Origin of the sequence: Streptomyces sp. V3I7 (assembly GCF_030817495.1) — a bacterium.
Taxonomy (GTDB): Bacteria; Actinomycetota; Actinomycetes; order Streptomycetales; family Streptomycetaceae; genus Streptomyces.
Genome location: NZ_JAUSZK010000001.1, coordinates 4,016,995 through 4,040,488 on the forward strand (window position 1 = coordinate 4,016,995; position 23,494 = coordinate 4,040,488).

The 23,494-nt window shown below is 71.3% G+C and carries 23 protein-coding genes; 16 read left to right on the plus strand and 7 right to left on the minus strand.

The window, feature by feature from the left end:
- The first annotated feature begins 18 nt into the window (after positions 1-18).
- Complete coding sequence (locus QFZ74_RS18900; RefSeq protein ID WP_307621973.1) at positions 19-225, plus strand: hypothetical protein; 207 nt, start codon at positions 19-21, stop codon at positions 223-225.
- 291 nt (positions 226-516) lie between these two features.
- Here the strand turns inward: QFZ74_RS18900 and QFZ74_RS18905 are convergent, their stop codons facing one another.
- Complete coding sequence (locus tag QFZ74_RS18905) at positions 517-1,071, minus strand: hypothetical protein (protein ID WP_307621974.1); 555 nt, start codon at positions 1,069-1,071, stop codon at positions 517-519.
- Positions 1,072-1,183: 112 nt separating this feature from the next.
- Here QFZ74_RS18905 and tsaB point away from each other — a divergent pair, with 112 nt between their 5' ends.
- From tsaB to QFZ74_RS18925, 4 genes are read left to right on the plus strand one after another with little or no spacing between them, the layout of a single operon-like run.
- Positions 1,184-1,840 carry a tRNA (adenosine(37)-N6)-threonylcarbamoyltransferase complex dimerization subunit type 1 TsaB gene (gene tsaB / locus QFZ74_RS18910; RefSeq protein ID WP_307621975.1) on the plus strand — a complete coding sequence of 219 codons (657 nt, stop codon included), beginning with the start codon at positions 1,184-1,186 and terminating at the stop codon, positions 1,838-1,840.
- A gap of 38 nt (positions 1,841-1,878) precedes the next feature.
- The gene (gene rimI / locus QFZ74_RS18915; RefSeq protein ID WP_307624196.1) at positions 1,879-2,355 is read left to right on the plus strand and encodes a ribosomal protein S18-alanine N-acetyltransferase; all 477 of its coding nucleotides are present in this window, start codon (positions 1,879-1,881) and stop codon (positions 2,353-2,355) included.
- Positions 2,348-3,454 (plus strand): tRNA (adenosine(37)-N6)-threonylcarbamoyltransferase complex transferase subunit TsaD, encoded by a 1,107-nt coding sequence (gene tsaD, locus QFZ74_RS18920; protein WP_307621976.1) that lies wholly within the window; start codon positions 2,348-2,350, stop codon positions 3,452-3,454. Before rimI ends, tsaD begins: the two co-directional genes overlap by 8 nt.
- Positions 3,451-3,717, plus strand: coding sequence for a hypothetical protein (locus QFZ74_RS18925; RefSeq protein WP_307621977.1), 267 nt, complete (start codon positions 3,451-3,453; stop codon positions 3,715-3,717). The genes tsaD and QFZ74_RS18925 overlap by 4 nt, the downstream gene beginning before the upstream one ends.
- 200 nt (positions 3,718-3,917) lie before the next feature.
- On the opposite strand, the gene QFZ74_RS18930 is transcribed toward QFZ74_RS18925, so the two are convergent.
- Complete coding sequence (locus tag QFZ74_RS18930; protein ID WP_373462408.1) at positions 3,918-5,096, minus strand: methyltransferase domain-containing protein; 1,179 nt, start codon at positions 5,094-5,096, stop codon at positions 3,918-3,920.
- Positions 5,097-5,186: 90 nt separating this feature from the next.
- Here QFZ74_RS18930 and QFZ74_RS18935 point away from each other — a divergent pair, with 90 nt between their 5' ends.
- From QFZ74_RS18935 to groL, 4 genes are all read left to right on the plus strand, one after another.
- Entirely contained in the window at positions 5,187-6,122 is a 936-nt protein-coding gene (locus QFZ74_RS18935) for a polysaccharide deacetylase family protein (RefSeq protein ID WP_307621979.1), read from the plus strand.
- Positions 6,119-6,937 (plus strand): polysaccharide deacetylase family protein, encoded by an 819-nt coding sequence (locus QFZ74_RS18940; RefSeq protein ID WP_307621980.1) that lies wholly within the window; start codon positions 6,119-6,121, stop codon positions 6,935-6,937. Before QFZ74_RS18935 ends, QFZ74_RS18940 begins: the two co-directional genes overlap by 4 nt.
- A gap of 321 nt (positions 6,938-7,258) precedes the next feature.
- Entirely contained in the window at positions 7,259-7,567 is a 309-nt protein-coding gene (gene groES / locus QFZ74_RS18945; RefSeq protein WP_307624198.1) for a co-chaperone GroES, read from the plus strand.
- A gap of 123 nt (positions 7,568-7,690) precedes the next feature.
- Positions 7,691-9,316 (plus strand): chaperonin GroEL, encoded by a 1,626-nt coding sequence (groL, locus tag QFZ74_RS18950; RefSeq protein ID WP_307621981.1) that lies wholly within the window; start codon positions 7,691-7,693, stop codon positions 9,314-9,316.
- Between the two features lie 66 nt (positions 9,317-9,382).
- Here groL and QFZ74_RS18955 read toward each other — a convergent pair whose 3' ends face one another.
- The 3 genes from QFZ74_RS18955 to QFZ74_RS18965 form a co-directional block, all read right to left on the minus strand.
- Positions 9,383-10,090: an ester cyclase gene (locus QFZ74_RS18955; protein WP_307621982.1), complete on the minus strand. Its 708-nt coding sequence runs from the start codon at positions 10,088-10,090 to the stop codon at positions 9,383-9,385.
- A gap of 90 nt (positions 10,091-10,180) precedes the next feature.
- Entirely contained in the window at positions 10,181-10,954 is a 774-nt protein-coding gene (locus QFZ74_RS18960; RefSeq protein ID WP_307621983.1) for an SDR family oxidoreductase, read from the minus strand.
- Positions 10,955-11,063: 109 nt separating this feature from the next.
- The gene (locus QFZ74_RS18965) at positions 11,064-11,732 is read right to left on the minus strand and encodes an MOSC domain-containing protein (protein WP_307621984.1); all 669 of its coding nucleotides are present in this window, start codon (positions 11,730-11,732) and stop codon (positions 11,064-11,066) included.
- A gap of 80 nt (positions 11,733-11,812) precedes the next feature.
- Here QFZ74_RS18965 and QFZ74_RS18970 point away from each other — a divergent pair, with 80 nt between their 5' ends.
- Entirely contained in the window at positions 11,813-12,721 is a 909-nt protein-coding gene (locus tag QFZ74_RS18970; RefSeq protein WP_307621985.1) for a LysR family transcriptional regulator, read from the plus strand.
- A gap of 137 nt (positions 12,722-12,858) precedes the next feature.
- Here QFZ74_RS18970 and QFZ74_RS18975 read toward each other — a convergent pair whose 3' ends face one another.
- The gene (locus tag QFZ74_RS18975) at positions 12,859-13,188 is read right to left on the minus strand and encodes a WhiB family transcriptional regulator (protein ID WP_307621986.1); all 330 of its coding nucleotides are present in this window, start codon (positions 13,186-13,188) and stop codon (positions 12,859-12,861) included.
- Positions 13,189-13,567: 379 nt separating this feature from the next.
- On the opposite strand from QFZ74_RS18975, the gene QFZ74_RS18980 reads away from it, so the two are divergent.
- From QFZ74_RS18980 to QFZ74_RS18995, 4 genes are all read left to right on the plus strand, one after another.
- Positions 13,568-14,179 carry a response regulator transcription factor gene (locus tag QFZ74_RS18980; protein WP_003948568.1) on the plus strand — a complete coding sequence of 204 codons (612 nt, stop codon included), beginning with the start codon at positions 13,568-13,570 and terminating at the stop codon, positions 14,177-14,179.
- A 275-nt stretch (positions 14,180-14,454) separates the two neighbouring features.
- Positions 14,455-15,042: a sigma-70 family RNA polymerase sigma factor gene (locus tag QFZ74_RS18985; RefSeq protein WP_307621987.1), complete on the plus strand. Its 588-nt coding sequence runs from the start codon at positions 14,455-14,457 to the stop codon at positions 15,040-15,042.
- A gap of 188 nt (positions 15,043-15,230) precedes the next feature.
- A complete protein-coding gene (gene guaB, locus QFZ74_RS18990; protein ID WP_307621988.1) occupies positions 15,231-16,736 on the plus strand; it encodes an IMP dehydrogenase in 1,506 nt (501 codons plus the stop codon).
- 126 nt (positions 16,737-16,862) lie between these two features.
- Complete coding sequence (locus tag QFZ74_RS18995) at positions 16,863-17,987, plus strand: GuaB3 family IMP dehydrogenase-related protein (protein WP_307621989.1); 1,125 nt, start codon at positions 16,863-16,865, stop codon at positions 17,985-17,987.
- Between the two features lie 84 nt (positions 17,988-18,071).
- Here QFZ74_RS18995 and QFZ74_RS19000 read toward each other — a convergent pair whose 3' ends face one another.
- Positions 18,072-19,280 (minus strand): nucleotide sugar dehydrogenase, encoded by a 1,209-nt coding sequence (locus QFZ74_RS19000; RefSeq protein WP_307621990.1) that lies wholly within the window; start codon positions 19,278-19,280, stop codon positions 18,072-18,074.
- 274 nt (positions 19,281-19,554) lie between these two features.
- Between QFZ74_RS19000 and QFZ74_RS19005 the strand changes: the two genes are divergently transcribed.
- Both QFZ74_RS19005 and QFZ74_RS19010 read left to right on the plus strand, forming a co-directional pair.
- Positions 19,555-21,261: a glycerol-3-phosphate dehydrogenase/oxidase gene (locus QFZ74_RS19005; protein ID WP_307621991.1), complete on the plus strand. Its 1,707-nt coding sequence runs from the start codon at positions 19,555-19,557 to the stop codon at positions 21,259-21,261.
- A gap of 135 nt (positions 21,262-21,396) precedes the next feature.
- Positions 21,397-23,337, plus strand: a complete 1,941-nt coding sequence (locus tag QFZ74_RS19010) for a serine/threonine-protein kinase (protein ID WP_307621992.1) — start codon at positions 21,397-21,399, stop codon at positions 23,335-23,337.
- Positions 23,338-23,494 lie beyond the last annotated feature (157 nt).

A 23,494-nucleotide genomic window follows, 5' to 3' on the forward strand; every position in this document is an offset into this window, starting at 1 on the left:
GGTCCTCAGGAGGCGTCCATGCCGGCTTCGTCGAACGCGGCGGCCGTACCGGATCCGCAGGCGCAGGTGCCCTTGCGGCCGGCCGCACCCGCCGGGGTGTCCATGCGCGATCTGCTGGCCTCGTGCGCGGCCGCCGACGCGATCTCCCGCCCGCCGCGCGACCCCGGACCGCGGGCACCGCAGCCGGTGCCGGGGCACGGGCCGACGGAGGCGCAGGCCGCCTAGCGGGACGTACGGTGCCCGCGGGGACGTACAGTGCCCGCGGGGCGTACCGCCGACGGATCGTGACGACCGCTAGGGCCTGTCGTTTGGATCATCCCGGCGTCGCGGGGTCTGGCACGCACATCTGCCGCGTTGTCGTCGGTTGCCAACTCCCCCACGCTCGGCTCCGCTCGCGCGGGGGGACCCCCATCGCGTCGACGCCCTCCTCCGCCTTGCAGCTGCACGCACCAGACCCCGCTCGTGTCGGTCGAGAAGTACCGCACCTCACAGCCGGCCTGATCCAAACGACAGACCCTAGCGGATCACGACCACCGGTACGCCGATCGTCGCGAAGTTCCACATCGCGTCGCCGTCCGTGCGTGTCTCCCGGATGCCGCCCGTCTTCGTGCTGGAGTCGGCCTGCCCCGCCGTCTCGCCCACGGCGGCGCTGAAGCCGACGACCACGTCACCCACGGTGGTGAAGCGCACGACGTGCTCGACGGGGGTGCCGTCGGTGCCGGTGATCGCGTTGGAGCGGGACATGACCGCGTAACTGCCCGGTGCCGGATCGACGCTGCCCGGGGTCACCTTGAACGTGCGCTGGACCCGGTTGGTCTCGCCGACCAGCCAGACCCGGTCGTCGTCCACCGAGTACACGACGCGTTCACCCTTGCCGGAGCCCGAGGGCAGGGCGTCGGGGTGGCGCTTGTCCCGGGGTGCCTTGACGGCCGCCGCGGGCGAGGCGCTCGGCCGGGCCTTGCCGCCGAGACCGGCAGGGACGTTCGCCGAGGCCTGGTAGGCGAGGAACCCGACCGTCGTGACGGCCGCCGCGGTGAGCCCGGCCACGATCTGCGAACTGGTCCCTGCCACGTGCGCCCACCTCTGTTCGCGTCATATGTCGTACTTCGTGCAGACGGTAGCAGTCCGTGACCGTCCTGCCGGGGCGGCCCTGCACGCAGCGCGGGAGCCGTAGGCTGTTCGCGTGCTCTTGCTCGCTCTGGATACCGCCACCCCTGCCGTCACCGTCGCCCTGCACGACGGAGACGCCGTCATCGCCTCCTCCAGCCAGGTGGACGCGCGCCGGCACGGCGAGCTGCTGCTCCCTGCCGTCGACCGTGTGCTCGCCGAGGCCGGGCTCAAGCTGGACGCCGTCACCGGGATCGTCGTCGGTACCGGGCCCGGCCCGTACACCGGCCTGCGCGTCGGTCTGATGACCGCCGACACCTTCGGGCTCGCCCTCGGTGTCCCCGTGCACGGCGTCTGCACGCTCGACGGCCTCGCCTACGCGGCCGACATCGAGAAGGGCCCCTTCGTCGTGGCGACCGACGCCCGGCGCAAGGAGGTCTACTGGGCGACGTACGCCGACTCGCGCACGCGGCTGACCGACCCGGCCGTGGACCGGCCCGCCGACATCGCCGAGAGGGTCGCCGGCCTGCCCGCCGTCGGCGCGGGCGCGCTGCTCTACCCGGACACCTTCCCGAAGGTCCACGAGCCCGAGCACGTCTCGGCCGCCGCCCTCGCCGCGCTGGCCGCCGAGAAGCTCGCCGCGGGGGAGGAGCTGGCGCCACCGAGGCCGCTGTACCTGCGCCGGCCCGACGCACAGGTCCCCAAGAACTACAAGGTGGTCACCCCCAAGTGACCGAGCCCACGAAGCCCGAGCTGCCCGCGCTGCGCGAGATGCGCTGGTGGGACATCGACCCGGTGCTGGAGCTGGAGAAGGCCCTCTTCCCCGAGGACGCCTGGTCGCGGGGGATGTTCTGGTCCGAGCTGGCCCACTCCCGGGGCCCGGAGGCGACCCGGCGGTACATCGTGGCCACCGGGGGCGACCGGAAGATCGTCGGCTACGCCGGACTCGCCGCCCAGGGCGACCTGGGCGACATCCAGACCATCGCCGTCGCCCGCGACCTCCAGGGCACCGGCCTCGGCGCCCGCCTGCTGACCGAACTGCTGCGAGCCGCGACCGCCTTCGAGTGCGCCGAGGTGATGCTCGAGTGCCGCGTGGACAACATCCGCGCGCAGAAGCTCTACGAGCGCTTCGGCTTCGCCCCCATCGGGTTCAGGCGCGGCTACTACCAGCCGGGCAACGTCGACGCCCTGGTCATGAGCCTCACCGACCCGTCAAACTCCGTACAAGAAACCGAGATCAATGGCTGACTCACGCGACGAGCCTCTCGTACTCGGCATCGAGACCTCCTGCGACGAGACCGGCGTCGGCATCGTCCGCGGCACGACCCTGCTGGCGGACGCCGTCGCGTCCAGCGTCGAGGAGCACGCCCGCTTCGGCGGCGTCGTGCCCGAGGTGGCGTCCCGGGCGCACCTGGAGGCGATGGTCCCGACCATCGACCGCGCGCTGAAGGAAGCGGGCGTGAGCGCGCGCGACCTGGACGGCATCGCGGTCACCGCCGGACCCGGCCTGGCCGGCGCCCTACTGGTCGGCGTCTCGGCGGCCAAGGCGTACGCCTACGCCCTCGGCAAGCCGCTGTACGGCGTGAACCACCTCGCCTCCCACATCTGCGTGGACCAGCTGGAGCACGGCCCGCTCCCGGAGCCGACGATGGCGCTCCTGGTCAGCGGCGGCCACTCCTCGCTGCTGCTGTCCTCGGACATCACCTCCGACGTCCGCCCGATGGGCGCGACGATCGACGACGCGGCGGGGGAGGCCTTCGACAAGATCGCCCGCGTGCTGAACCTCGGCTTCCCGGGCGGCCCGGTCATCGACCGCTACGCACGCGAGGGCGACCCGTCGGCCATCGCCTTCCCGCGCGGCCTGACCGGCCCGCGCGACCCGGCGTACGACTTCTCCTTCTCCGGGCTGAAGACGGCGGTGGCCCGCTGGATCGAGGCCAAGCGGGCCGCGGGCGAGGAAGTCCCGGTGCGTGATGTCGCGGCCTCCTTCCAGGAGGCGGTCGTCGACGTGCTGACCAGGAAGGCGGTGCGGGCCTGCCGTGACGAGGGCGTCGACCACCTCATGATCGGCGGCGGCGTCGCGGCCAACTCCCGGCTGCGCGCCCTGGCCCAGGAGCGCTGTGAGAAGGCCGGCATCCGGCTGCGCGTCCCGCGCCCCAAGCTGTGCACGGACAACGGCGCGATGGTCGCCGCGCTCGGCGCGGAGATGGTGGCCCGTAACCGGTCCGCCTCGGACTGGGACCTGTCCGCCGACTCCTCGCTGCCGGTCACGGATCCGCATGTCCCCGGGCAGGGCCACGGCCATGACCACGTGCACGAGGTCAGCCAGGAGAACCTGTACTCGTGACGGTCGCGCTGATGTGGGAGGCGCGGGCGAGAGCGGGCCGGGGCGAGGAACTCCTGGCCTGGGCCCGCGCACAGGAGCCGGCCGAACGGCCGCTCCGCCGCGAGATCCTCCGGGCACCCCAGGACCGCGTCCTGGTCATCACCTGGTGGGACGCCCCGTACGACGCGGACCTCCCGGAACTGCCCGAACCGGACACGGACTTGATCACCCGGGCCGTGCACCGCTGGCGATTCGAGTCGGTGGACGGGGACTTCACCTCCTGAGGTGGCGTGACGCCCCGCCGACCGGCTATGATCATGACACGCGAACGGCCGGAACTCCGGTACGGACGCAGTGCGTTGGTGGTCCAAGGAAAGACGCCCCGCTTCCTGCGGGGAAATGCAGGTGCAAGGCCTGCCCGGCGCTCCATGAACACCCCGCCCCAGTCAGCTGGGGCGGGGTGTTCACGTTCCCCGCCTCGGGCTCAGCCCACTGGACCGCCGATCAGCATCGTCGGCGCCCCCGCGACCCGGGTGAGGAACACCGTCGCCGCGTTCGGTCCCTGTGGCTTGACCTTCTTCCGCAGTTCCTCCGGCTCGACCGCCGAACCGCGCTTCTTCACGGTCAGGGTGCCGACGCCGCGTTCCCGCAGCAGGGCCTTCAGCTTCTTGACGTTGAAGGGGAGTTGATCGGTGATCTCGTACGCCGACGCGTGGACCGTGTCGTGCAGCTCGTCGGACGTCACGTAGGCGATGGTCGGGTCGATCAATCCGCCCCCGACCTCCTCGGCGACGTCCGCCACCAGGTGTGCGCGGATGACGGCGCCGTCGGGCTCGTACAAGTACCGCCCCACGGGCCGCACTTCAGGGTCGGGCAGCCCCCGACCGACCAGCGAGCGCGGGCCCGGCAGCAGCGTCGCGCGCATGGCGCCCGGACGGACCCCGGCGCCGAACCACAGCACCGCCTCCTTCACGTCCCCGCCGTCCGAGATCCACTCGGCCTCGGCCTCGGCCGGGATCGCCTCGTGGGGAATGCCGGGCGCGATCTTCAGCGCAGCGCGCGGAGCGGCCGTCGCCGCGCCCACCGCCCAGGACAACGGCGGCGAGTAGGCCTCCGGGTCGAAGATGCGGCCCCGGCCGCCGCGCCGCGCCGGGTCCACGAACACGGCGTCGTACCCGGAGGTGTCGACCTCCGTGACGTCCGCCTCCCGCACCTCGATCAGGTCCTCCAGCCCCAGAGCCTCGGCGTTCGCCCGCGCGACCTCCGCCGTCAGCGGGTCCCGGTCGACGGCCAGCACCCGGATCCCGGCCCGCGCCAGCGCGATCGCGTCGCCGCCGATCCCGCAGCACAGGTCCGCGACGGACGTCACCCCCAGCTCGTTCAGCCGGCCGGCCCGGTACGTCGCCACGCTCGTCCGCGTCGACTGCTCGACCCCGTTCGGCGTGAAGAACATCCGCGCCGCGTCCTCGGCGCCGAACTTCGCCGCGGCGCGCTGGCGCAGCCGGGCCTGGCCGAGCGCCGCCGAGACCAGGTCGGCGGGGTGGTCGCGGCGCAGCCGGGTGGCGACGGCGAGCTCGTCGGACGGGTGGGTGTCGCGCACCTCGTCGAGGAGGGCGAGGCCCTCGGGGGTGAGCAGCGAGCGGAAGGAGAGCAGGTCGTTCACCGGGTCATTGTGGGCCAGCCGGTGGACGCCGCGCCTCCGGCGGCGGTGTCGGGCCCAGAACGCCTCCCGTGCCTGCGAGGATCCGGCACCATGCGAGCGGTGCGACAAAATGACAAATACGGGGCGCTGGTGAGGAAGGCGGCCGTCCGGGGCGGCATCGCCGTGCTGGCCCTCGTCGCCGTCATGCCCGGCTGCTCGGCGTCGGGCAGGGGAACGGACGTACTACCGGCTCCCGGTCAGCAGCCGCTCAAGGCGCCCGCCGCCCCCGCCCTGGACAGCTACGCGGCCCGGCTCGGCGCCGACCACGACGCCCTGGTCGCCGCCGCCGACCGCTGGGGCCTGGGCCGGGTCCCGCTGCTGCCCCCGCCGCCTCCCGCGCACAAGCCGAGGATCACCGTTCGCGCCGGCTTCGAGGTCCGCGACCAGGAGGAACTGGACCTGCCCCCGGTCTTCACCACGATCCCCACCCGGCAGAAGGTCGTCTTCCTCACCCTGGACGACGGCGCCGAGAAGGACCCCGGGTTCCTGCGGATGATGAGCGACCTGCGGATCCCGTACACGGCCTTCCTCACCGACGAATCCGCCGGCGACGACTACGGCTACTTCCGGCGGATGCGGTCCCAGGGCGTCACCCTCGACAACCACACCCTGCACCACCCCTACCTGCCCGGCCTGTCCTACGAGGAACAGCGGGACGAGATCTGCGGCATGCAGGACGTCATGGAGAAGCAGTTCGGCAAGCGGCCGACCGTCTTCCGCCCGCCCTACGGCAACTACGACCGGGACACCCTGCTCGCCGCCCGGTCCTGCGGGATCAAGTACGCCCCGATCTGGAGCGAGGAGGTCTTCGCCGACCACTGGGAGTACCGCGAGGACGACCGGAACCTGCACCCCGGCGACATCGTCCTCTCCCACTTCCAGGACCCGGCCGAGTGGAACGGCACCATGACCCAGATGGTCCGGCGCTTCCTGAACCGGGTCACCCGCGACGGGTTCGCGGTGGCACGCCTGGAGGACTACCTGTGAGCCCCGCACCCGCCCCGCGCCGCGCCGTGCGGGCCGCCGCGGCCGTACTGGCCGCCGCCGCCCTGCTCACCGGCTGCGCCCAGTCCGTCGACCCCATCGAACGGCTCGGCAAGAAGGCGGCCCAGAGCGTACGTTCCCACACCCCGGCCGCGCGGCAGCCGTACCGCCGCTGGGGGCTGCCGGCCCCGCTCGCCCCGGCCCCGAGGCCCGCCTCCCGCCCCGCGCCGCCCCGCACGGCCGGCCCCGCCCTGGCGCCCGTCGTGGACCACGTCCCCACCCGCGACCGGGTCGTCTTCCTCACCTACGACGACGGCGCCGAGAAGGACCCACGCTTCGTCGACATGGTCCGCGAACTACGGCTCCCGGTCAGCCTGTTCCTCACCGACACCGTAGTCGGCCCCGGTTACGCCCACTTCGCGCGCCTGCGCTCGGTCGGCGCCGGCGTGCAGAACCACACCCTCGACCACCCCGCGCTCCCCGGCCTGCCTTACGCCGGCCAGCGCGCCGAGATCTGCGGCCAGCAGGACAAACTCACGTCCCGCTTCGGCATCCGCCCCCGCTTCTTCCGCCCGCCCTACGACCGGTACGACACCACGACCCTGCGCGCCGCCGCCGACTGCGGTGTGGCGGCCGTCGTCCTCTGGCGCGCCACCGTCACCTCCGGCGGCCTCTCCTACACCCACGGCGACCACCGCCTCCGCCCCGGCGACATCGTCCAGATCGGCCCGGACGACATCAGAGAACGTACGACCAGGGTCCTGCGCCGCCTCCAGAAGGAGGGCCTGACGGTAGCCCGCATCGAGGACTACCTGTAGCCAAACAGCCCGTCCGGCGCTTGAGGACGAGGCCGTTCAGGCCGACAGCGGGGGCCTGGGGGCGCAGCCCCCGGGAGCGGCCACCCCAACACCGCAGCGCCGTAAACCCCGTACGCCAAACCGGCACCCTCGGCTGACGCGCCGCAGGCAATTGGCACTCCGCTTGACCGAGTGCTAATCGCAGTCATAGTCTCGGCTTTGGCACTCCCCCCTGGAGAGTGCCAACACAGCGACGGGCAGGTCCGGCACCCGCGACGACGGATCCACCTGGTCGCCACCTCAGACAGTTAACCCCGTGAGATCTCCGAAGGGGGAGGTCGGATCGTGACGACCGCCAGCAAGGTTGCCATCAAGCCGCTCGAGGACCGCATCGTGGTCCAGCCGCTCGACGCCGAGCAGACCACGGCGTCTGGCCTGGTCATCCCGGACACCGCCAAGGAGAAGCCCCAGGAGGGCGTCGTCCTGGCCGTGGGCCCGGGCCGTTTCGAGAACGGCGAGCGTCTCCCGCTCGACGTCAAGACCGGCGACGTCGTGCTGTACAGCAAGTACGGCGGCACCGAGGTGAAGTACAACGGCGAGGACTACCTCGTCCTCTCGGCCCGCGACGTCCTCGCGGTCATCGAGAAGTAATTCACCGTCGAGCACACACAGTTGCTTCGAGCTGCGCCCCTGGCCCCCCGCGACCCATAAGAAGCCGGGCGCCCGGGGCGCAGTTTCTTTCACCCCAAATCTTCCGAGAGGGCTCACGCTGTCATGGCGAAGATCCTGAAGTTCGACGAGGACGCCCGTCGCGCCCTCGAGCGCGGCGTCAACAAGCTGGCCGACACGGTCAAGGTGACGATCGGCCCCAAGGGCCGCAACGTCGTCATCGACAAGAAGTTCGGTGCCCCCACCATCACCAACGACGGCGTCACCATCGCCCGTGAGGTCGAGATCGAGGACCCGTTCGAGAACATGGGCGCCCAGCTGGTGAAGGAGGTGGCGACCAAGACCAACGACATCGCGGGTGACGGTACGACCACCGCCACCGTGCTGGCCCAGGCGCTGGTCCGCGAGGGCCTGCGCAACGTCGCCGCCGGCGCCTCCCCGGCCGCCCTGAAGAAGGGCATCGACGCCGCCGTCGCCGCCATCTCCGAGGACCTGCTCGCCTCGGCCCGGCCGATCGACGAGAAGTCCGACATCGCCGCCGTCGCCGCGCTGTCCGCCCAGGACCAGCAGGTCGGCGAGCTCATCGCCGAGGCGATGGACAAGGTCGGCAAGGACGGTGTCATCACCGTCGAGGAGTCCAACACCTTCGGTCTGGAGCTGGACTTCACCGAGGGCATGGCCTTCGACAAGGGCTACCTGTCCCCGTACTTCGTCACCGATCAGGAGCGTATGGAGGCCGTCCTCGACGACCCGTACATCCTGATCAACCAGGGCAAGATCAGCTCCATCCAGGACCTGCTGCCGCTGCTCGAGAAGATCATCCAGGCCGGCGCCTCGAAGCCGCTGCTGATCATCGCCGAGGACGTCGAGGGCGAGGCCCTGTCGACCCTGGTCGTCAACAAGATCCGCGGCACGTTCAACGCCGTCGCCGTCAAGGCCCCGGGCTTCGGTGACCGCCGCAAGGCGATGCTGCAGGACATGGCCGTCCTGACCGGCGCCACCGTCGTCTCCGAGGAGGTCGGCCTCAAGCTCGACCAGGTCGGTCTGGACGTGCTCGGCGGCGCCCGCCGCGTCACCGTCACCAAGGACGACACCACGATCGTCGACGGTGCCGGCAAGAAGGACGAGGTCGAGGGCCGCATCGCGCAGATCAAGGCCGAGATCGAGTCCACCGACTCCGACTGGGACCGCGAGAAGCTGCAGGAGCGCCTCGCGAAGCTGGCCGGCGGCGTGTGCGTGATCAAGGTCGGCGCCGCCACCGAGGTGGAGCTGAAGGAGAAGAAGCACCGTCTGGAGGACGCCATCTCCGCGACCCGCGCCGCGGTCGAGGAGGGCATCGTCTCCGGTGGTGGCTCCGCTCTGGTCCACGCCTCCAAGGTCCTCGAGGACGGCCTCGGCAAGTCCGGCGACGAGGCCACCGGTGTCTCGGTCGTCCGCAACGCCGTCGTCGAGCCGCTGCGCTGGATCGCGGAGAACGCGGGCCACGAGGGCTACGTCATCGTGTCCAAGGTCAAGGACATGGACAAGGGCGAGGGCTACAACGCCGCCACCGGCGAGTACGGCAACCTCGTCAAGGCCGGCGTCATCGACCCGGTGAAGGTCACGCGCTCCGCCCTGGAGAACGCCGCCTCCATCGCCTCCCTGCTGCTCACGACCGAGACCCTGGTCGTCGAGAAGAAGGAAGAGGAAGAGGCCGCCGCCGGGGGCCACGGCCACGGCCACGCCCACTGAGGCACGCGAGTCGCGTACGACGAAGCCCCCGCTCCCGGTGCTCCCGGGGCGGGGGCTTCGCCCGTTCTACCGCTCCAACTCGTCCAGTGCGCCGAGCTGTTGCATCAGCCCGAGCTGGTCGTGCTGCCACCACAGCTCGGCGATCTTGCCCTCGGCGTCGAACCGGAACAGGGTCATCCCGGTCATGGTGACCTCCTGGCCGGTGGGTGCGATGCCCAGGAAGTCGCCCCGGTGCGTGCCGCGCCAGGTCCAGCGCGCGCAGGCCCGGTCGCCCTGGGCGAACACGTCCTCGACCGTGAACACGAAGTCGAAGGCGCCGCGCCACATCCGGAACTCGGCGCGGACGCTGTCCAGCCCGATGGTGTCCTGCGGGTTCATCGGGTCATGGCTGTGGATGTCCTCATCCAGCAGGTCGTTGAGCGGAGGCAGCTCGCCCGTGGTGCACAGCGCCGCGAAGAACCTGCGCACGGTGTTCTCACAGAGGCGCTCGTCCCGTACGACGTCCAGATCCATGAGCGTCGGCATCTCGTCGCAGAGGGCGACCATCTCCTGGAAGATCCGGTCGGTCTCGGGCAGGTTCGAGTTCCGCATCGCGTCCTCGTACGACGGGAACTCCACGACCTCGACGAAGTGCGAGGCGTCGGACCGGTCCCGCCCGACCATGTCGTGCGTCGCGGTCCGCTTCCCTTTGGTCTGCTCGACCCACCTGTCCATGAGCCGGTCCATCTCGTCGAACCGGCTGGTCCTGCAGTCGATGAGCTGTACGAACGTCATGACGCCGCCTCCGGTCCCCCCTGGGTCCGGTTTCCCGTCACTCCCATTTTCCCACCGGTGCGACGCCGTCCGCCGGGTCGTGCGCGGGGCTCACTGCGGCCCGTACTTGCGCCCCGTCTTCGAGGTCACGCCGCCCAGCAGCCCGCGCGGTGTCACCTTCACCAGGCCCATCAGCGCCTTGTAGCGCGGGTCCGGGATCGAGACCGTCTTGCCGCGGGCCAGGTCGGCGAGGGCCGCCGCGACCAGCTTGTCCGCGTCCAGCCACAGCCAGCCCGGGATGTTGTCCGTGCCCATCCCGGCCCGCTCGTGGAACTCCGTGCGCACGAAGCCGGGGCACAGCGCCATCAGCCGTACGCCGGTGCCCGCGAGGTCCTTCGCCGCGCCCTGCGTGAACTGCACGACCCACGCCTTGGACGCCCCGTACGTGCCGCGCGGCACGAAGGCCGCCACCGAGGCGACGTTCACGACTCCACCGCGCCGGCGCTCGCGCATCGCCTCCGTCGCCGCCGACGTCAGCCGCAGCACCGCCTCGATGTGCACCTTGAGCATCTTCAGCTCGTCGTCCATCGAGACGTCGAGATAGCGGCCCTTGTTGCCGAAGCCCGCGTTGTTGACCAGCAGGTCGACGGGGTTCTTGCGGTCGCCGAGGCGGGCGGCGACCCGCTCGATGCCCTTGTCCTCGGCCAGGTCGGCCGCGAGCACCTCCGCCTCGATGCCGTGCCGGTCGTGCAGTTCCGTCGCCTGGTCGTGCAGCCGCTTGGCGTCCCGTGCCACCAGGACGAGGTTGTGCCCGTCAGCCGCGAGCCGGCGCGCGAACGCGGCACCGATCCCCGCGGTCGATCCCGTAATCAGAGCCGTTGTCATGGCCCAAGCGTAGTGACCCGGAGCGGGGGCGTCCGCCCTGCGCACAGGGCCCACGACAGGTGAAACTTCCGGGGAAGTTTTCTTCTGCGAAAGCCCTGGTGACGGCCGATCAGGAGCCGTGCTTCCCGGCGTACGCGCGGGCCGAAGCCAGCGTTCTGTGGTGCAGTGCGGCGCCCGCGGCGAGCAGGCGCGGCAGCAGCGTGCGCTCGGTCGTCTCCGCGCGGAACACGAGGCCCACCGTCACGTCGTGCTCCGGCCGGTGCACGATCTCGACCGCGTCGCCCGCCCGGATCTCACCCGGCTCGATCACCCGGAGGTAGGCGCCCGGCACACCCTTCCGCGTGAACCTCTTCACCCAGCCGCCCTCGGCCATGTGGCCTTGGAAGGTGCGGCACGGGACGCGCCCGCTGGTGACCTCCAGCAGGGGCCCGGAGCCGACCCGCCAGCGCTCGCCGATCAGGGCGCCGGTCAGATCGATGCCACAGGTGGTGAGGTTCTCGCCGAAGGCGCCGTTCGCCAGCGGCCGCCCCAGCTCGCGCTCCCAGTCGTCCAGGTCCTCGCGCGCGAAGGCGTACACCGCCTGGTCGTCCCCGCCGTGATGCTCCAGGTGGCACACCGCGTCCCCGGCCAGGCCGCTCGCGCCGATCCCGCTCGGGCCGGGAGTACTCACCCGGACCGGGCCGTCCACGGGGCGCTTGTCGATGCCGGTCACACCCTGCGACTGGGCCGTGTACGGCACGGCCTTCGCCCGCCCCACGTTCACCGAGAGAAGCTTCATGACCGCACGGTACGTGGATCGCCCCCAAAGTGTCGACGCACTATTGGGTGACATGTCCAAGCCCGGCTTATGCTCGAAGGGTGATCGAGGCCCGTCATCTCCGCGTCCTGCGCGCCGTCGCCGCCACCGGTTCCTTCTCCGCGGCGGGGCGCGAACTGGGGTGCACACAGCCCGCGGTCAGCCAGCAGATGAAGGCGCTGGAGGCCTCCGTCGGCACCCCGCTGCTGGTCCGCAGCGGGCGCGAGATGCGGCTGACCCAGGCCGGCGAGGCGCTCGTCCGGCACGCGTCGGGGATCCTCGCCGGGCTCACCGCGGCCGAGGAGGAGGTCGCGGCCATCGCCGGGCTGCGCGCGGGCCGGGTGCGGCTGGTCTCCTTCCCCAGCGGCAGCTCCACGCTCGTGCCCACCGCCCTCGCCGCCCTGCGCGCCGAGCACCCCGGCACGCGCGTCTCCCTGGAGGAGGCCGAGCCGCCCAGGTCCGTGGAGCTGCTGCGCGAGGGCGACTGCGACGTGGCGCTGGCCTTCCGGTACGAGGGGGCGGCGGGCGCCGAGGAGTGGGACGACCTCGTCGTACGGCCCCTGCTGACAGACCGTCTGGTGGGCCTGGTGCCCGAGCGGCACCGCCTCGCGCGCACAGCGTCCTCGGGGTCTGTCGCCATCGGCGAACTCGCCGGGGAGCCCTGGATCGCGGGCTGCCCGCGCTGCCGCGGCCAGCTCGTGGAGGTGTGCGAGAGTGCGGGCTTCACCCCGCGCATCGACTTCGCCACCGACGACTACCCGGCGGTGGTCGGCCTCGTCGGCGCGGGACTCGGCGTCGCGGTGCTGCCCCAGCTCGCGGTCGAGTCCGTACGTCCCCGGGGTGCGCGCACGGTAGCCCTGGAACCGGCGATGCGGCGGGAGATCGTCGCCCTCACGCTGCCCGACCTGGCCCAGGTGCCGGCGGTGGCGGCGACGCTGGAGCAACTGGCGCGGGCGGCCGAGCGACTGTGAGCGTGGCGGGCACGCGCGCGTGCCCCCCTCATGCGCCCGCACGCGCGCGTGCTCGGGCCCATGCGGGAAGGCCGAAACGGTGTTTGTTCTGAAGCGTCCAGATGGAGCAGAAACGTTCCTTCAGACAATTAGGGCAGTCAGGTGCCCGGAGCGGGGTTCCTGCCGGACGACGACGCCGTCACCAGCCGGTTCCGCGCCCGCCCCATGAGCTCCTCGCGCTCGTCCTCGGTCAGGCCGCCCCACACGCCGTACGGCTCGCGCACCGCCAGCGCGTGTGCCGCGCACTCGGCACGGACCGGGCACCTCATGCAGACCTCCTTGGCCGAGTTCTCTCGAGCGCTCCGAGCCGCCCCGCGCTCGCCCTCCGGGTGGAAGAAGAGCGAGCTGTCGACCCCACGGCAGGCAGCCAGGAGCTGCCAGTCCCACAAGTCCGCGTTCGGTCCGGGAAGGCGGGAGAAATCTGCCATTACGTGACCCCTTGTGCCGTTCTGGGCGGATACCGTGCCCTCGACCGTACATCTCCGGTCTAAGGAGATGAAAATATGACCCATTGCGAATCTAGCCCCAGACACCGTGAAACGGGAAGGAAAAGGTCTAAATGGGGCACGGTTGTGATGAAAAGTTGAGAGTCCGTCGTTCATGTCTGCACCGTGCGCGGGCCCTCACGTAGAGTGCCGGAGATGTAACGCAGCCCCGTAACTCTTTCGAGTGACCGTCGTTGAGAGTGCGGAGGCGGTTGAAAACACAAGCGCTCGGGCAGGCGTCCGAGGCGGTCGACCGCACAGGTGACGATTTCGTACCAGCCTGGAGGCTCAAGGTGACGCGCATCAGCTGCGGAGGACGGCCATGACATCCGTCCTCGTCTGCGACGACTCCCCGCTTGCCCGAGAGGCGCTCCGCCGTGCGGTCGCGACCGTGCCCGGCGTCGAGCGCGTGACGACGGCGGCCAACGGCGAGGAAGTCCTCCGCCGCTGGGGCGCCGACCGCTCGGACCTGATTCTGATGGACGTACGCATGCCCGGTCTGGGCGGCGTCGAGACCGTGCGCCGGCTGCTGTCCGCCGACCCCGGTGCCCGCATCATCATGCTCACGGTCGCCGAGGACCTTGACGGTGTAGCTCTCGCGGTCGCCGCGGGTGCCCGGGGCTACCTGCACAAGGACGCCTCGCGCGCGGAACTGCGTGCCACGGTGACGCAGGCCCTCGCCGACCCGACCTGGCGACTGGCCCCGCGCCGGCTGCGCTCGGCCGAGATGGGCGCCGCGCCCACGCTCACCGCGCGTGAGATCCAGGTGCTGGAGGGCATGAGTCACGGCCGCTCCAACGCCGAGATCGGCCGCGAGCTGTTCCTCTCGGAGGACACGGTCAAGACCCACGCGCGGCGTCTGTTCAAGAAGCTCGGCGCCTCCGACCGCGCGCACGCGGTCGCGCTCGGCTTCCGGTGGGGCCTGGTCCGGTAACGCCGGCGGGAGAGCGAACCGCAGCGGTCGGCCGGTCCCGAAATCCCCGCCCGCCCCGGCTGGGCGGGGGTGGATACAGCGGTCTTCCGGGTGCCCGCTGCTCGTTTCGTCGCGGATGCCGCATCCTTGAGGGTGTGGAGTTCCTCGGGGACGAGTCGGTCGAGCGGAAGGGGAGGGCGCAGGAGATGAGTTCCGGCGCACCTGCTCATAACGCTTCGGTGCACAACGATGGGCGCGGTGCCACGGATCGTGTGGCCGCAAGGCACCATGGACCGATGCGCGGTGACGAGGCGGGCACGGCCCAGGGGGCGTTCGGGACCCTCGTGCACCGTGCCGTCGACGGGGACGAGCAGGCTACGCACGACCTGCTCGCCCATGTCCACCCCCTCGCGCTGCGTTACTGCCGCACCCGGCTGTCCCGTCTGCCGGGAGACGCCCGGCACTTCGTCGAGGACCTCGCCCAGGAGGTCTGCGTGGCCGTCCTCCTCGCGCTGCCCCGCTACCGGGACACCGGCCGCCCCTTCGAGGCGTTCGTCTTCGCCATCGCCTCGCACAAGGTCGCCGACCTCCAGCGTGCGGCGATGCGCCACCCGGGCTCGACGGCCATCCCCTCCGACGAGATGCCGGAGCGCCCGGACGACTCCCTCGGGCCGGAGGAGCGCGCGCTGCTCAGCAGCGATGCCGAGTGGGCGAAGAAGCTGCTCGCCAACCTCCCCGAGAACCAGCGTGAGCTGCTCCTCCTGCGGATCGCGGTGGGCCTCACCGCGGAGGAGACGGGCCAGATGTTGGGAATGTCACCCGGCGCCGTCCGGGTGGCCCAGCACCGGGCACTGAGCAGACTGCGGGCGCTGGCCGAGCAGTAGCCCCGCGTGGCGAACCCGGCCCGACCAGCCCCTTCTTGAGCACGTCACTCGTGAATCATGAACGGACCGCTCATGAAGTCCGTACGAACATACGAAGAGTGCAGCCGGTCGGAACCGTGGAATGTGAGCGCCGCGCTTCCCGTTAGCATGGACATCCGCACCGATCAAGGCCATTTGGGGAAGGTGTCATGACTGCAAACGTCGACGGAGTGCCCGGTAAATTCGCGACACTCGGGCTGACCTACGACGACGTGCTGCTGCTGCCGGGCGCATCGGAGGTGCTCCCCAACGCGGTCGATACCTCGTCCCGTATTTCCCGCAATGTCCGGGTCAACATTCCGCTGCTCTCGGCGGCGATGGACAAGGTGACCGAGTCCCGCATGGCGATCGCGATGGCCCGCCAGGGCGGCGTCGGCGTGCTGCACCGCAACCTGTCCATCGAGGACCAGGTCAACCAGGTCGACCTGGTGAAGCGGTCCGAGTCCGGCATGGTGACCGACCCCATCACGGTCCACCCGGAGGCCACGCTCGCCGAGGCCGACGCCCTGTGCGCCAAGTTCCGCATCAGCGGTGTGCCGGTCACCGACGGTGCCGGCAAGCTCCTCGGCATCGTCACCAACCGTGACATGGCCTTCGAGACCGACCGCTCCCGCCAGGTGCACGAGGTCATGACCCCGATGCCGCTGGTCACCGGCAAGGTCGGCATCTCCGGTCCGGACGCCATGCAGCTGCTGCGCAAGCACAAGATCGAGAAGCTGCCGCTGGTCGACGACGAGGGCGTCCTCAAGGGCCTCATCACGGTCAAGGACTTCGTCAAGGCCGAGCAGTACCCGAACGCCGCCAAGGACGCCGAAGGCCGGCTGCTCGTCGGCGCGGCCGTCGGTGCCAGCCCCGAGGCGCTGGAGCGGGCCCAGGCGCTCGCCGAGGCCGGTGTGGACTTCCTGGTCGTCGACACCTCGCACGGCCACAACAGCAACGCCCTCAACTGGATGGCGAAGATCAAGTCGAGCATCGGCATCGACGTGATCGGCGGCAACGTCGCCACCCGTGACGGCGCCCAGGCGCTGATCGACGCCGGTGTCGACGGCATCAAGGTCGGCGTCGGCCCCGGCTCCATCTGCACCACCCGCGTGGTCGCCGGTATCGGCGTCCCGCAGGTCACCGCCATCTACGAGGCCTCCCTCGCGGCCCGCCCCGCCGGCGTCCCGCTGATCGGCGACGGCGGCCTGCAGTACTCCGGCGACATCGGCAAGGCGCTGGCCGCCGGTGCCGACACGGTGATGCTGGGAAGCCTGCTCGCCGGGTGCGAGGAGTCCCCGGGCGAGCTGCTGTTCATCAACGGCAAGCAGTTCAAGTCGTACCGCGGCATGGGCTCGCTGGGCGCCATGCAGTCCCGCGGCCAGGGCCGGTCGTACTCCAAGGACCGCTACTTCCAGGCCGAGGTCGCCACCGACGACAAGCTCGTGCCCGAGGGCGTCGAGGGCCAGGTGCCCTACCGCGGCCCGCTGTCCAACGTGCTGCACCAGCTCGTCGGCGGTCTGCGTCAGACCATGGGCTACGTGGGCGCCGCCACCATCGAGGAGATGGAGCGCAAGGGCCGCTTCGTGCGGATCACCTCGGCGGGCCTCAAGGAGAGTCACCCGCACGACATCCAGATGACGGTCGAGGCCCCGAACTACACCACCAAGGGCTGAGCGGACCATGCTGCCGAGGGCGGCCCCGGGCTCCGGGGCCGCCCTCGGCCGTGCGGGCCGGGGCCGCTGTCGTCGCCGTCGGCGATACTGGAAGACGCTGAAACGCATCAGGGAAAGGCCACAGACGTGACTGAGATCGAGATCGGGCGCGGCAAGCGCGGCCGCCGGGCGTACGCCTTCGACGACATCGCCGTCGTCCCCAGCCGCCGTACGCGGGACCCGAAGGAGGTCTCGATCGCCTGGCAGATCGACGCCTACCGCTTCGAGCTGCCCTTCCTGGCCGCCCCCATGGACTCGGTCGTCTCGCCCGCCACCGCGATCCGCATCGGTGAGCTCGGCGGCCTCGGCGTGCTGAACCTCGAGGGCCTGTGGACCCGCTACGAGGACCCGCAGCCGCTGCTCGACGAGATCACCGAGCTGCCCGTCGAGCAGGCGACCCGCCGCCTCCAGGAGATCTACGCGGCTCCGATCAAGGAGGAGCTGATCGGCCAGCGCATCAAGGAGGTGCGCGACGCCGGCGTGGTCACGGCCGCCGCGCTCTCCCCGCAGCGCACGGCGCAGTTCTCCAAGGCGGTCGTGGACGCGGGCGTGGACATCTTCGTCATCCGCGGTACGACGGTCTCGGCGGAGCACGTCTCGTCCGCTGCCGAGCCGCTGAACCTCAAGCAGTTCATCTACGAGCTCGACGTCCCGGTGATCGTCGGCGGCTGCGCCACCTACACCGCGGCCCTGCACCTGATGCGCACCGGCGCGGCCGGCGTGCTGGTCGGCTTCGGCGGCGGCGCCGCGCACACCACGCGCAACGTGCTCGGCATCCAGGTCCCGATGGCCACGGCCGTGGCGGACGTCGCGGCGGCCCGCCGCGACTACATGGACGAGTCCGGCGGCCGGTACGTGCACGTGATCGCGGACGGCGGCGTCGGCTGGTCCGGCGACCTGCCGAAGGCGATCGCCTGCGGCGCGGACGCGGTGATGATCGGCTCCCCGCTCGCGCGCGCCACGGACGTGCCCGGCCAGGGTCACCACTGGGGCATGGAGGCCGTCAACGAGGAGCTGCCGCGCGGCAAGAAGGTCGACCTCGGCACGGTCGGCACGATCGAGGAGGTGCTGACGGGCCCGTCGCACACTCCCGACGGCTCCATGAACCTCTTCGGCGCCCTGCGCCGCGCGATGGCCACGACCGGCTACAGCGAGCTCAAGGAGTTCCAGCGCGTCGAGGTGACGGTCGCGGACGCGCAGCACAAGCGGTGACGTGACGCTGCGCTCGGCTTGAGCGGAGTCAGGGGTCCGGTTGCTCACGGGGGTGGGTGACCGGGCCCCTTTGCGCGCCCCCCTTCACAACCGGTGCGCCGCCCCCGTGGGCGTGGCCCCGCGGGTGTCGAGGAGCAGTTGGGCCTTTACCGACAGGCCCTGGAGGTCGTACGTCCGGTGCTGCTGGAGGAGGATCGTGAGGTCGGCGTCGGCGGCGGCCTCGTAGAGGGAGTCGGCGCGGGGCACCGGGCGGGTGAGGACGTTCCAGGACGGGACGTGGGGGTCGTGGTAGCTGACGGAGGCGCCCAGCTCCATCAGTCGGGCCGCGATCTCCCGTGCGGGAGAGCCCTGTTGGTCGGCGAGGTCGGGTTTGTAGGTGACTCCGAGGAGCAGTACGCGGGCGCCGCGGGCGGACTTGCCGTGCTCGTTGAGCAGGGCGGCGGCGCGCTGGACGACGTACCGGGGCATGTGGCTGTTGACCTGCTGGGCCAGCTCCACCATGCGCAGCGAGCGGCCGGTGTGGGCGGTCAGGTCCTGCGGGACGACGTGGCCGCCGACGCCGGGGCCCGGGCGGAACGCCTGGAAGCCGAACGGCTTGGTCTCGGCGCAGCGGATGACGTCCCACAGGTCGACGCCCAAGTCGTGGCACAGGACGGCCATTTCGTTGACGAGGGCGATGTTGACGTGCCGGAAGTTCGCCTCCAGGAGCTGCACCGTCTCCGCCTCGCGCAGCCCGCGCGCGCGGACGACCTTGTCGCTCAGCCGCGCGTAGAAGGCGGCGGCCGACTCGGTGCAGGCCGGGGTGAGTCCGCCGATGACCTTGGGCGTGTTGGCGGGGGTGAAGTCGCGGTTGCCGGGGTCGACGCGGCTGGGCGAGTAGGCGAGGTGGAAGTCGCGCCCTGCGCGCAGCCCCGAGCCCTCCTCCAGCAGGGGGCGCAGGAAGCCTTCGGTCGTGCCCGGGTGCACGGGCGACTCCAGGATCACCGTGGTGTGCGGGCGCAGCCGGGCGGCGAGGGTACGGGCGGCGGCCTCCACCTGGCCGAGGTCCAGGCCGCCGTCCGCGCCACGCGGGGTCGGCGCGCAGATCACCGCGGTGCGCACCCGGCCGAGTCCCGCCGGATCGGTGGCCGTCCGGAAGCCCCCCGAGAGCATCCGGCGCCGTTCGGCGGGGCTGAGGGAGCCGGCCTCCGGGCCGGTGGCGTACCCGAGGGTGGCGATGCCGGCGGCTACCGCGGCCTGAGCCAGAGGCAGGCCGTAGGGACCGAGTCCGATGACGGCGAGGTCTGCGGGCATGGGGTGGGCGGTCCTTCCCAATAGCCGAAGCGGGACGGGTGCGCAAGCCCTGTGGACAGGACGGACGAGCGCACTGTCAGACTAGGAGTAAATATGACCGTTATGCGGCATATTTTCCGTGTGTCTTCCGCTGGTCATGCGCCGGGTTGTCCACAGGCCGGATGCGAGTGGTGGCCGAAGTCGGGCATGGCCGTCAGAATTTGGGCATGGGTAGGGGGCGAACGGGGCTTCGCCCACCGGGTGCGGCCGACGCGACCTAGAGCGGGAGGCAGCGGTGAGGACAGCGACACTGGGGCCGGCGCAGCGCGCGGAGTCACTGGCGAGCATGGCCGAGCACGAGCTGGACGTCCTGGTGGTGGGCGGCGGCGTCGTCGGCGCCGGTACGGCGCTGGACGCGGTCACGCGCGGCCTGTCCACCGGCATCGTCGAGGCCCGCGACTGGGCCTCGGGCACGTCCAGCAGGTCCAGCAAGCTGATCCACGGCGGCTTGCGCTACCTGGAGATGCTCGACTTCTCCCTCGTGCGCGAGGCACTGAAGGAGCGCGGCCTGCTGCTGGAGCGGCTCGCCCCGCACCTGGTCAAGCCCGTGCCGTTCCTCTATCCGCTCCAGCACAAGGGCTGGGAGCGGCTGTACGCCGGGACGGGCGTCGCGCTCTACGACGCCATGTCGATGGCCCGCGGCCACGGCCGGGGTCTGCCGATGCACCGCCACCTGAGCCGCAGCAGCGCCCTGCGCGTCGCCCCCGCCCTACGCAAGGACGCCCTGGTCGGCGCGCTGCAGTACTACGACGCCGAGATGGACGACGCCCGCTTCGTGGCGACGCTGGTGCGCACGGCGGTGTCGTACGGCGCGAAGGCCGCCAACCGCGCGCGCGTGACCGGGTTTCTGCGCGAGGGCGAGCGGGTGGTCGGCGTGCGGGTGCAGGACGTCGAGGGCGGCGGGGAGTACGAGATCCGCGCCAAGCAGGTCGTCAACGCCACGGGCGTGTGGACCGACGACACCCAGGCGATGGTGGGGGAGCGCGGCCAGTTCCACGTCCGAGCCTCCAAGGGCATCCACCTGGTCGTGCCCAAGGACCGCATCCACTCCTCGACCGGGCTGATCCTGCGCACCGAGAAGTCCGTGCTGTTCGTCATCCCCTGGGGCCGGCACTGGATCATCGGCACCACCGACACCGGCTGGGACCTCGACAAGGCCCACCCGGCCGCGTCCAGCGCGGACATCGACTACCTGCTGGAACACGTGAACTCGGTGCTCGCGGTCCACCTCACCCGCGACGACGTCGAGGGTGTGTACGCCGGGCTGCGCCCGCTGCTCGCCGGGGAGTCCGACGCCACCAGCAAGCTGTCGCGCGAGCACACCGTGGCGCATCCGGTGCCGGGCCTCGTCGTCGTCGCGGGCGGCAAGTTCACGACGTACCGGGTGATGGCCAAGGACGCGGTCGACGAGGCGGTGCACGGCCTCGACATGCGCGTCGCCGACTGCGTCACCGAGGAGACCCCGCTGCTGGGCGCGGAGGGCTACCAGGCGATGTGGAACGCGCGGGCCCGCATAGCCGCGAAGACCGGCATACACGTGGTGCGGGTGGAGCACCTGCTCAACCGGTACGGCTCGATGGCCGAGCAGGTCCTGGACCTCATCGCCGCCGACCCCACCCTGGGCGAGCCGCTGAAGAACGCCGACGACTACCTGCGCGCCGAGGTCGTGTACGCCGCCTCGCACGAGGGCGCGCGCCACCTGGACGACGTCCTGACCCGGCGGACCAGGATCTCCATCGAGACCTTCGACCGGGGCACCCTCAGCGCCCGCGAGGCCGCCGAGCTCATGGCACCCGTCCTCGGCTGGGACGAGGACCAGATCGAGCGCGAGGTCCAGCACTACGAGAAGCGGGTGGAGGCCGAGCGGGAGTCGCAGCGCCAGCCCGACGATCTGACGGCGGACGCGGCCCGTCTGGGGGCGCCGGACATCGTCCCGTTGTGAGGTCCCCGGGGGTGCTCGCACGGGGTGTGACGCCGTGGAGTTGGGCAGGTGTGAAGAAGGGCCCCCAGGGCGTCGTCCGTTCGCGGCATGAGAGACAATGGAGGCTCTGTCGGGGCGGGTTGCATGAGGGGACGCATGTCGGAGGCGGAGCGGGCGGGGGCATCCCGCGAGGACGAGAGCAGACGTCTCCTCGCCGGGCGGTACCGACTGGGAAAGGTGCTCGGCCGAGGCGGCATGGGCACGGTCTGGCGGGCCGAGGACGAGACCCTCGGGCGTACGGTCGCCGTCAAGGAGCTGCGGTTCCCGACGGACATCGACGAGGAGGAGAAGCGGCGCCTGATCACGCGCACCCTGCGTGAGGCCAAGGCGATCGCACGGATCCGCAACAACAACGCCGTGACGGTCTTCGACGTGGTCGACGAGGACGACCGGCCGTGGATCGTGATGGAACTGGTCGAGGGCAAGTCCCTCGCCGAGGTCATCCGCGAGGACGGCCTGCTCGAACCGAAGCGCGCGGCCGAGGTCGGGCTCGCGGTCCTCGACGTGCTGCGCGCCGCCCACCGCGAGGGCATCCTGCACCGTGACGTGAAGCCGTCCAACGTGCTGATCGCCGAGGACGGCCGGGTCGTGCTCACCGACTTCGGCATCGCCCAGGTGGAGGGCGACCCGTCCATCACCTCCACCGGCATGCTCGTCGGCGCCCCCTCCTACATCTCCCCGGAGCGCGCCCGCGGCCACAAGCCGGGCCCGGCGGCCGACCTGTGGTCGCTCGGCGGCCTGCTGTACGCGGCGGTCGAGGGCAAGCCGCCGTACGACAAGGGTTCGGCGATCGCCACGCTCACCGCGGTGATGACCGAGCCGCTGGAGGAGCCCAAGAACGCGGGCCCGCTCAAGGACGTCATCTCCGGGCTGCTCGCCAAGGACCCGGCCCAGCGGCTGTCCGACTCCGGCGCCCGGATGCTGCTCAACTCGGTGATCAACGCGCCCCGTACGGAGCCGCTGGACGCCACCAAGGTCGTCCCCCTGCCGCCGCAGCCCGACGGGGAGAAGGGCGCCGCCCAGCGCGGCGACGCGGCCGAGGATCGGCTGCGCGGGGCGCTGAGCTCCGTGCGCAAGGCCGCCGGTGCGGCCGGGGCGGAGACCGCCACGGCCTCGGCGTCCGGTGCGGGCGCCGGCGCCAAGAACACCGCGAACGCCAAGAACTCCCGGTCCGGCAAGCGCGGTTCGGGCTGGCCCGTGATGGCCGCGCCCGACGACCTGCCGTCGCGGCCCGCGCCCCGGGCGCCGCTGACCGACGTGGTGCCCCGGCGGACGCTGGTCGTCATCGCCGTGGTGGCCGTGCTCGCCGTGCTCGGCATCGTGCTGGCCCTCGCGCTGCGCGACGGCGGCGGGGGCGGCAACGGCGCGAGCGGCAAGGGCGGTTCGAAGGCCGTGGCGAGCACGGGCGCCAAGGACGAGACGAAGTCGGACAAGCGGGCCGGGGGCACACGCACCGACGGTGACTCCGCGGCCGCCACCGCGACGGACGCGACGTCGGCGAGCGGCAGCACCGACGGGAGCACGGTGAGCGCGAGCGACCCCGGCGACGACGCCGGTTCCGGTTCGTCGGACTCCGGTGGCTCCGGCGGCGGCGCGCCCGTGGCGTCGACGCACAAGGGTGGCCAGGGCTACTCGATCGGACTGCCGAAGGGCTGGAAGTTCCAGTCGTCGAGCGCCGCGGGGGACCGCTTCACCGGGCCCGACGGGCAGAAGCTGCTCGTGGCCTGGACGAGCACCCCGAAGGGCGACCCGGTCGCGGACTGGAAGAACCAGGAGCGCTACATGGTGCGCTCGCAGTACAAGCGGATCCGGATAGAGAAGGTGGACTACCGCGGCTGGAACACGGCCGACTGGGAGTTCACGTACACCGACACCGACGACCACACCAAGTACCGCACGATCGACCGCGGTTTCGTGGTGAACGACCACCTCGGGTACGCCCTGATGTACACCGCCAAGGCCTCGGCGTGGGGCGACGGCCTGCGCAAGGACACGTGGAAGACGCTGACGCGGTCGTTCCAGCCGAAGAAGCGGTGAGCTGAGCGGTCTCCGGTTCGGGGCGTGAGAATCCGCCATCCCTCATTGCGGGGCGCCGTCGGCACGTATCGTGAGTGCTTGCGGACCGTACGCATCCGGGAATGCGTTCACAACGGTCCGTAATCCGCACGGAATTGACCATCCGGGCGACCAGTGA

What these genes read in the sequence shown, in the direction of transcription:
- QFZ74_RS18980 (WP_003948568.1), top strand. Translation starts at nt 13,568, where the DNA reads ATGACATCCGTCCTCGTCTGCGACGACTCCCCGCTTGCCCGAGAGGCG.
- guaB (WP_307621988.1), top strand. Translation starts at nt 15,231, where the DNA reads ATGACTGCAAACGTCGACGGAGTGCCCGGTAAATTCGCGACACTCGGG.
- rimI (WP_307624196.1), top strand. Translation starts at nt 1,879, where the DNA reads ATGCGCTGGTGGGACATCGACCCGGTGCTGGAGCTGGAGAAGGCCCTC.
- QFZ74_RS18960 (WP_307621983.1), bottom strand. Translation starts at nt 10,954, where the DNA reads ATGACAACGGCTCTGATTACGGGATCGACCGCGGGGATCGGTGCCGCG.
- QFZ74_RS18985 (WP_307621987.1), top strand. Translation starts at nt 14,455, where the DNA reads ATGCGCGGTGACGAGGCGGGCACGGCCCAGGGGGCGTTCGGGACCCTC.
- QFZ74_RS18975 (WP_307621986.1), bottom strand. Translation starts at nt 13,188, where the DNA reads ATGGCAGATTTCTCCCGCCTTCCCGGACCGAACGCGGACTTGTGGGAC.
- tsaD (WP_307621976.1), top strand. Translation starts at nt 2,348, where the DNA reads ATGGCTGACTCACGCGACGAGCCTCTCGTACTCGGCATCGAGACCTCC.
- QFZ74_RS19000 (WP_307621990.1), bottom strand. Translation starts at nt 19,280, where the DNA reads ATGCCCGCAGACCTCGCCGTCATCGGACTCGGTCCCTACGGCCTGCCT.
- QFZ74_RS18955 (WP_307621982.1), bottom strand. Translation starts at nt 10,090, where the DNA reads ATGACGTTCGTACAGCTCATCGACTGCAGGACCAGCCGGTTCGACGAG.
- QFZ74_RS18935 (WP_307621979.1), top strand. Translation starts at nt 5,187, where the DNA reads ATGCGAGCGGTGCGACAAAATGACAAATACGGGGCGCTGGTGAGGAAG.
- QFZ74_RS18965 (WP_307621984.1), bottom strand. Translation starts at nt 11,732, where the DNA reads ATGAAGCTTCTCTCGGTGAACGTGGGGCGGGCGAAGGCCGTGCCGTAC.
- QFZ74_RS19010 (WP_307621992.1), top strand. Translation starts at nt 21,397, where the DNA reads ATGTCGGAGGCGGAGCGGGCGGGGGCATCCCGCGAGGACGAGAGCAGA.
- groL (WP_307621981.1), top strand. Translation starts at nt 7,691, where the DNA reads ATGGCGAAGATCCTGAAGTTCGACGAGGACGCCCGTCGCGCCCTCGAG.
- QFZ74_RS18900 (WP_307621973.1), top strand. Translation starts at nt 19, where the DNA reads ATGCCGGCTTCGTCGAACGCGGCGGCCGTACCGGATCCGCAGGCGCAG.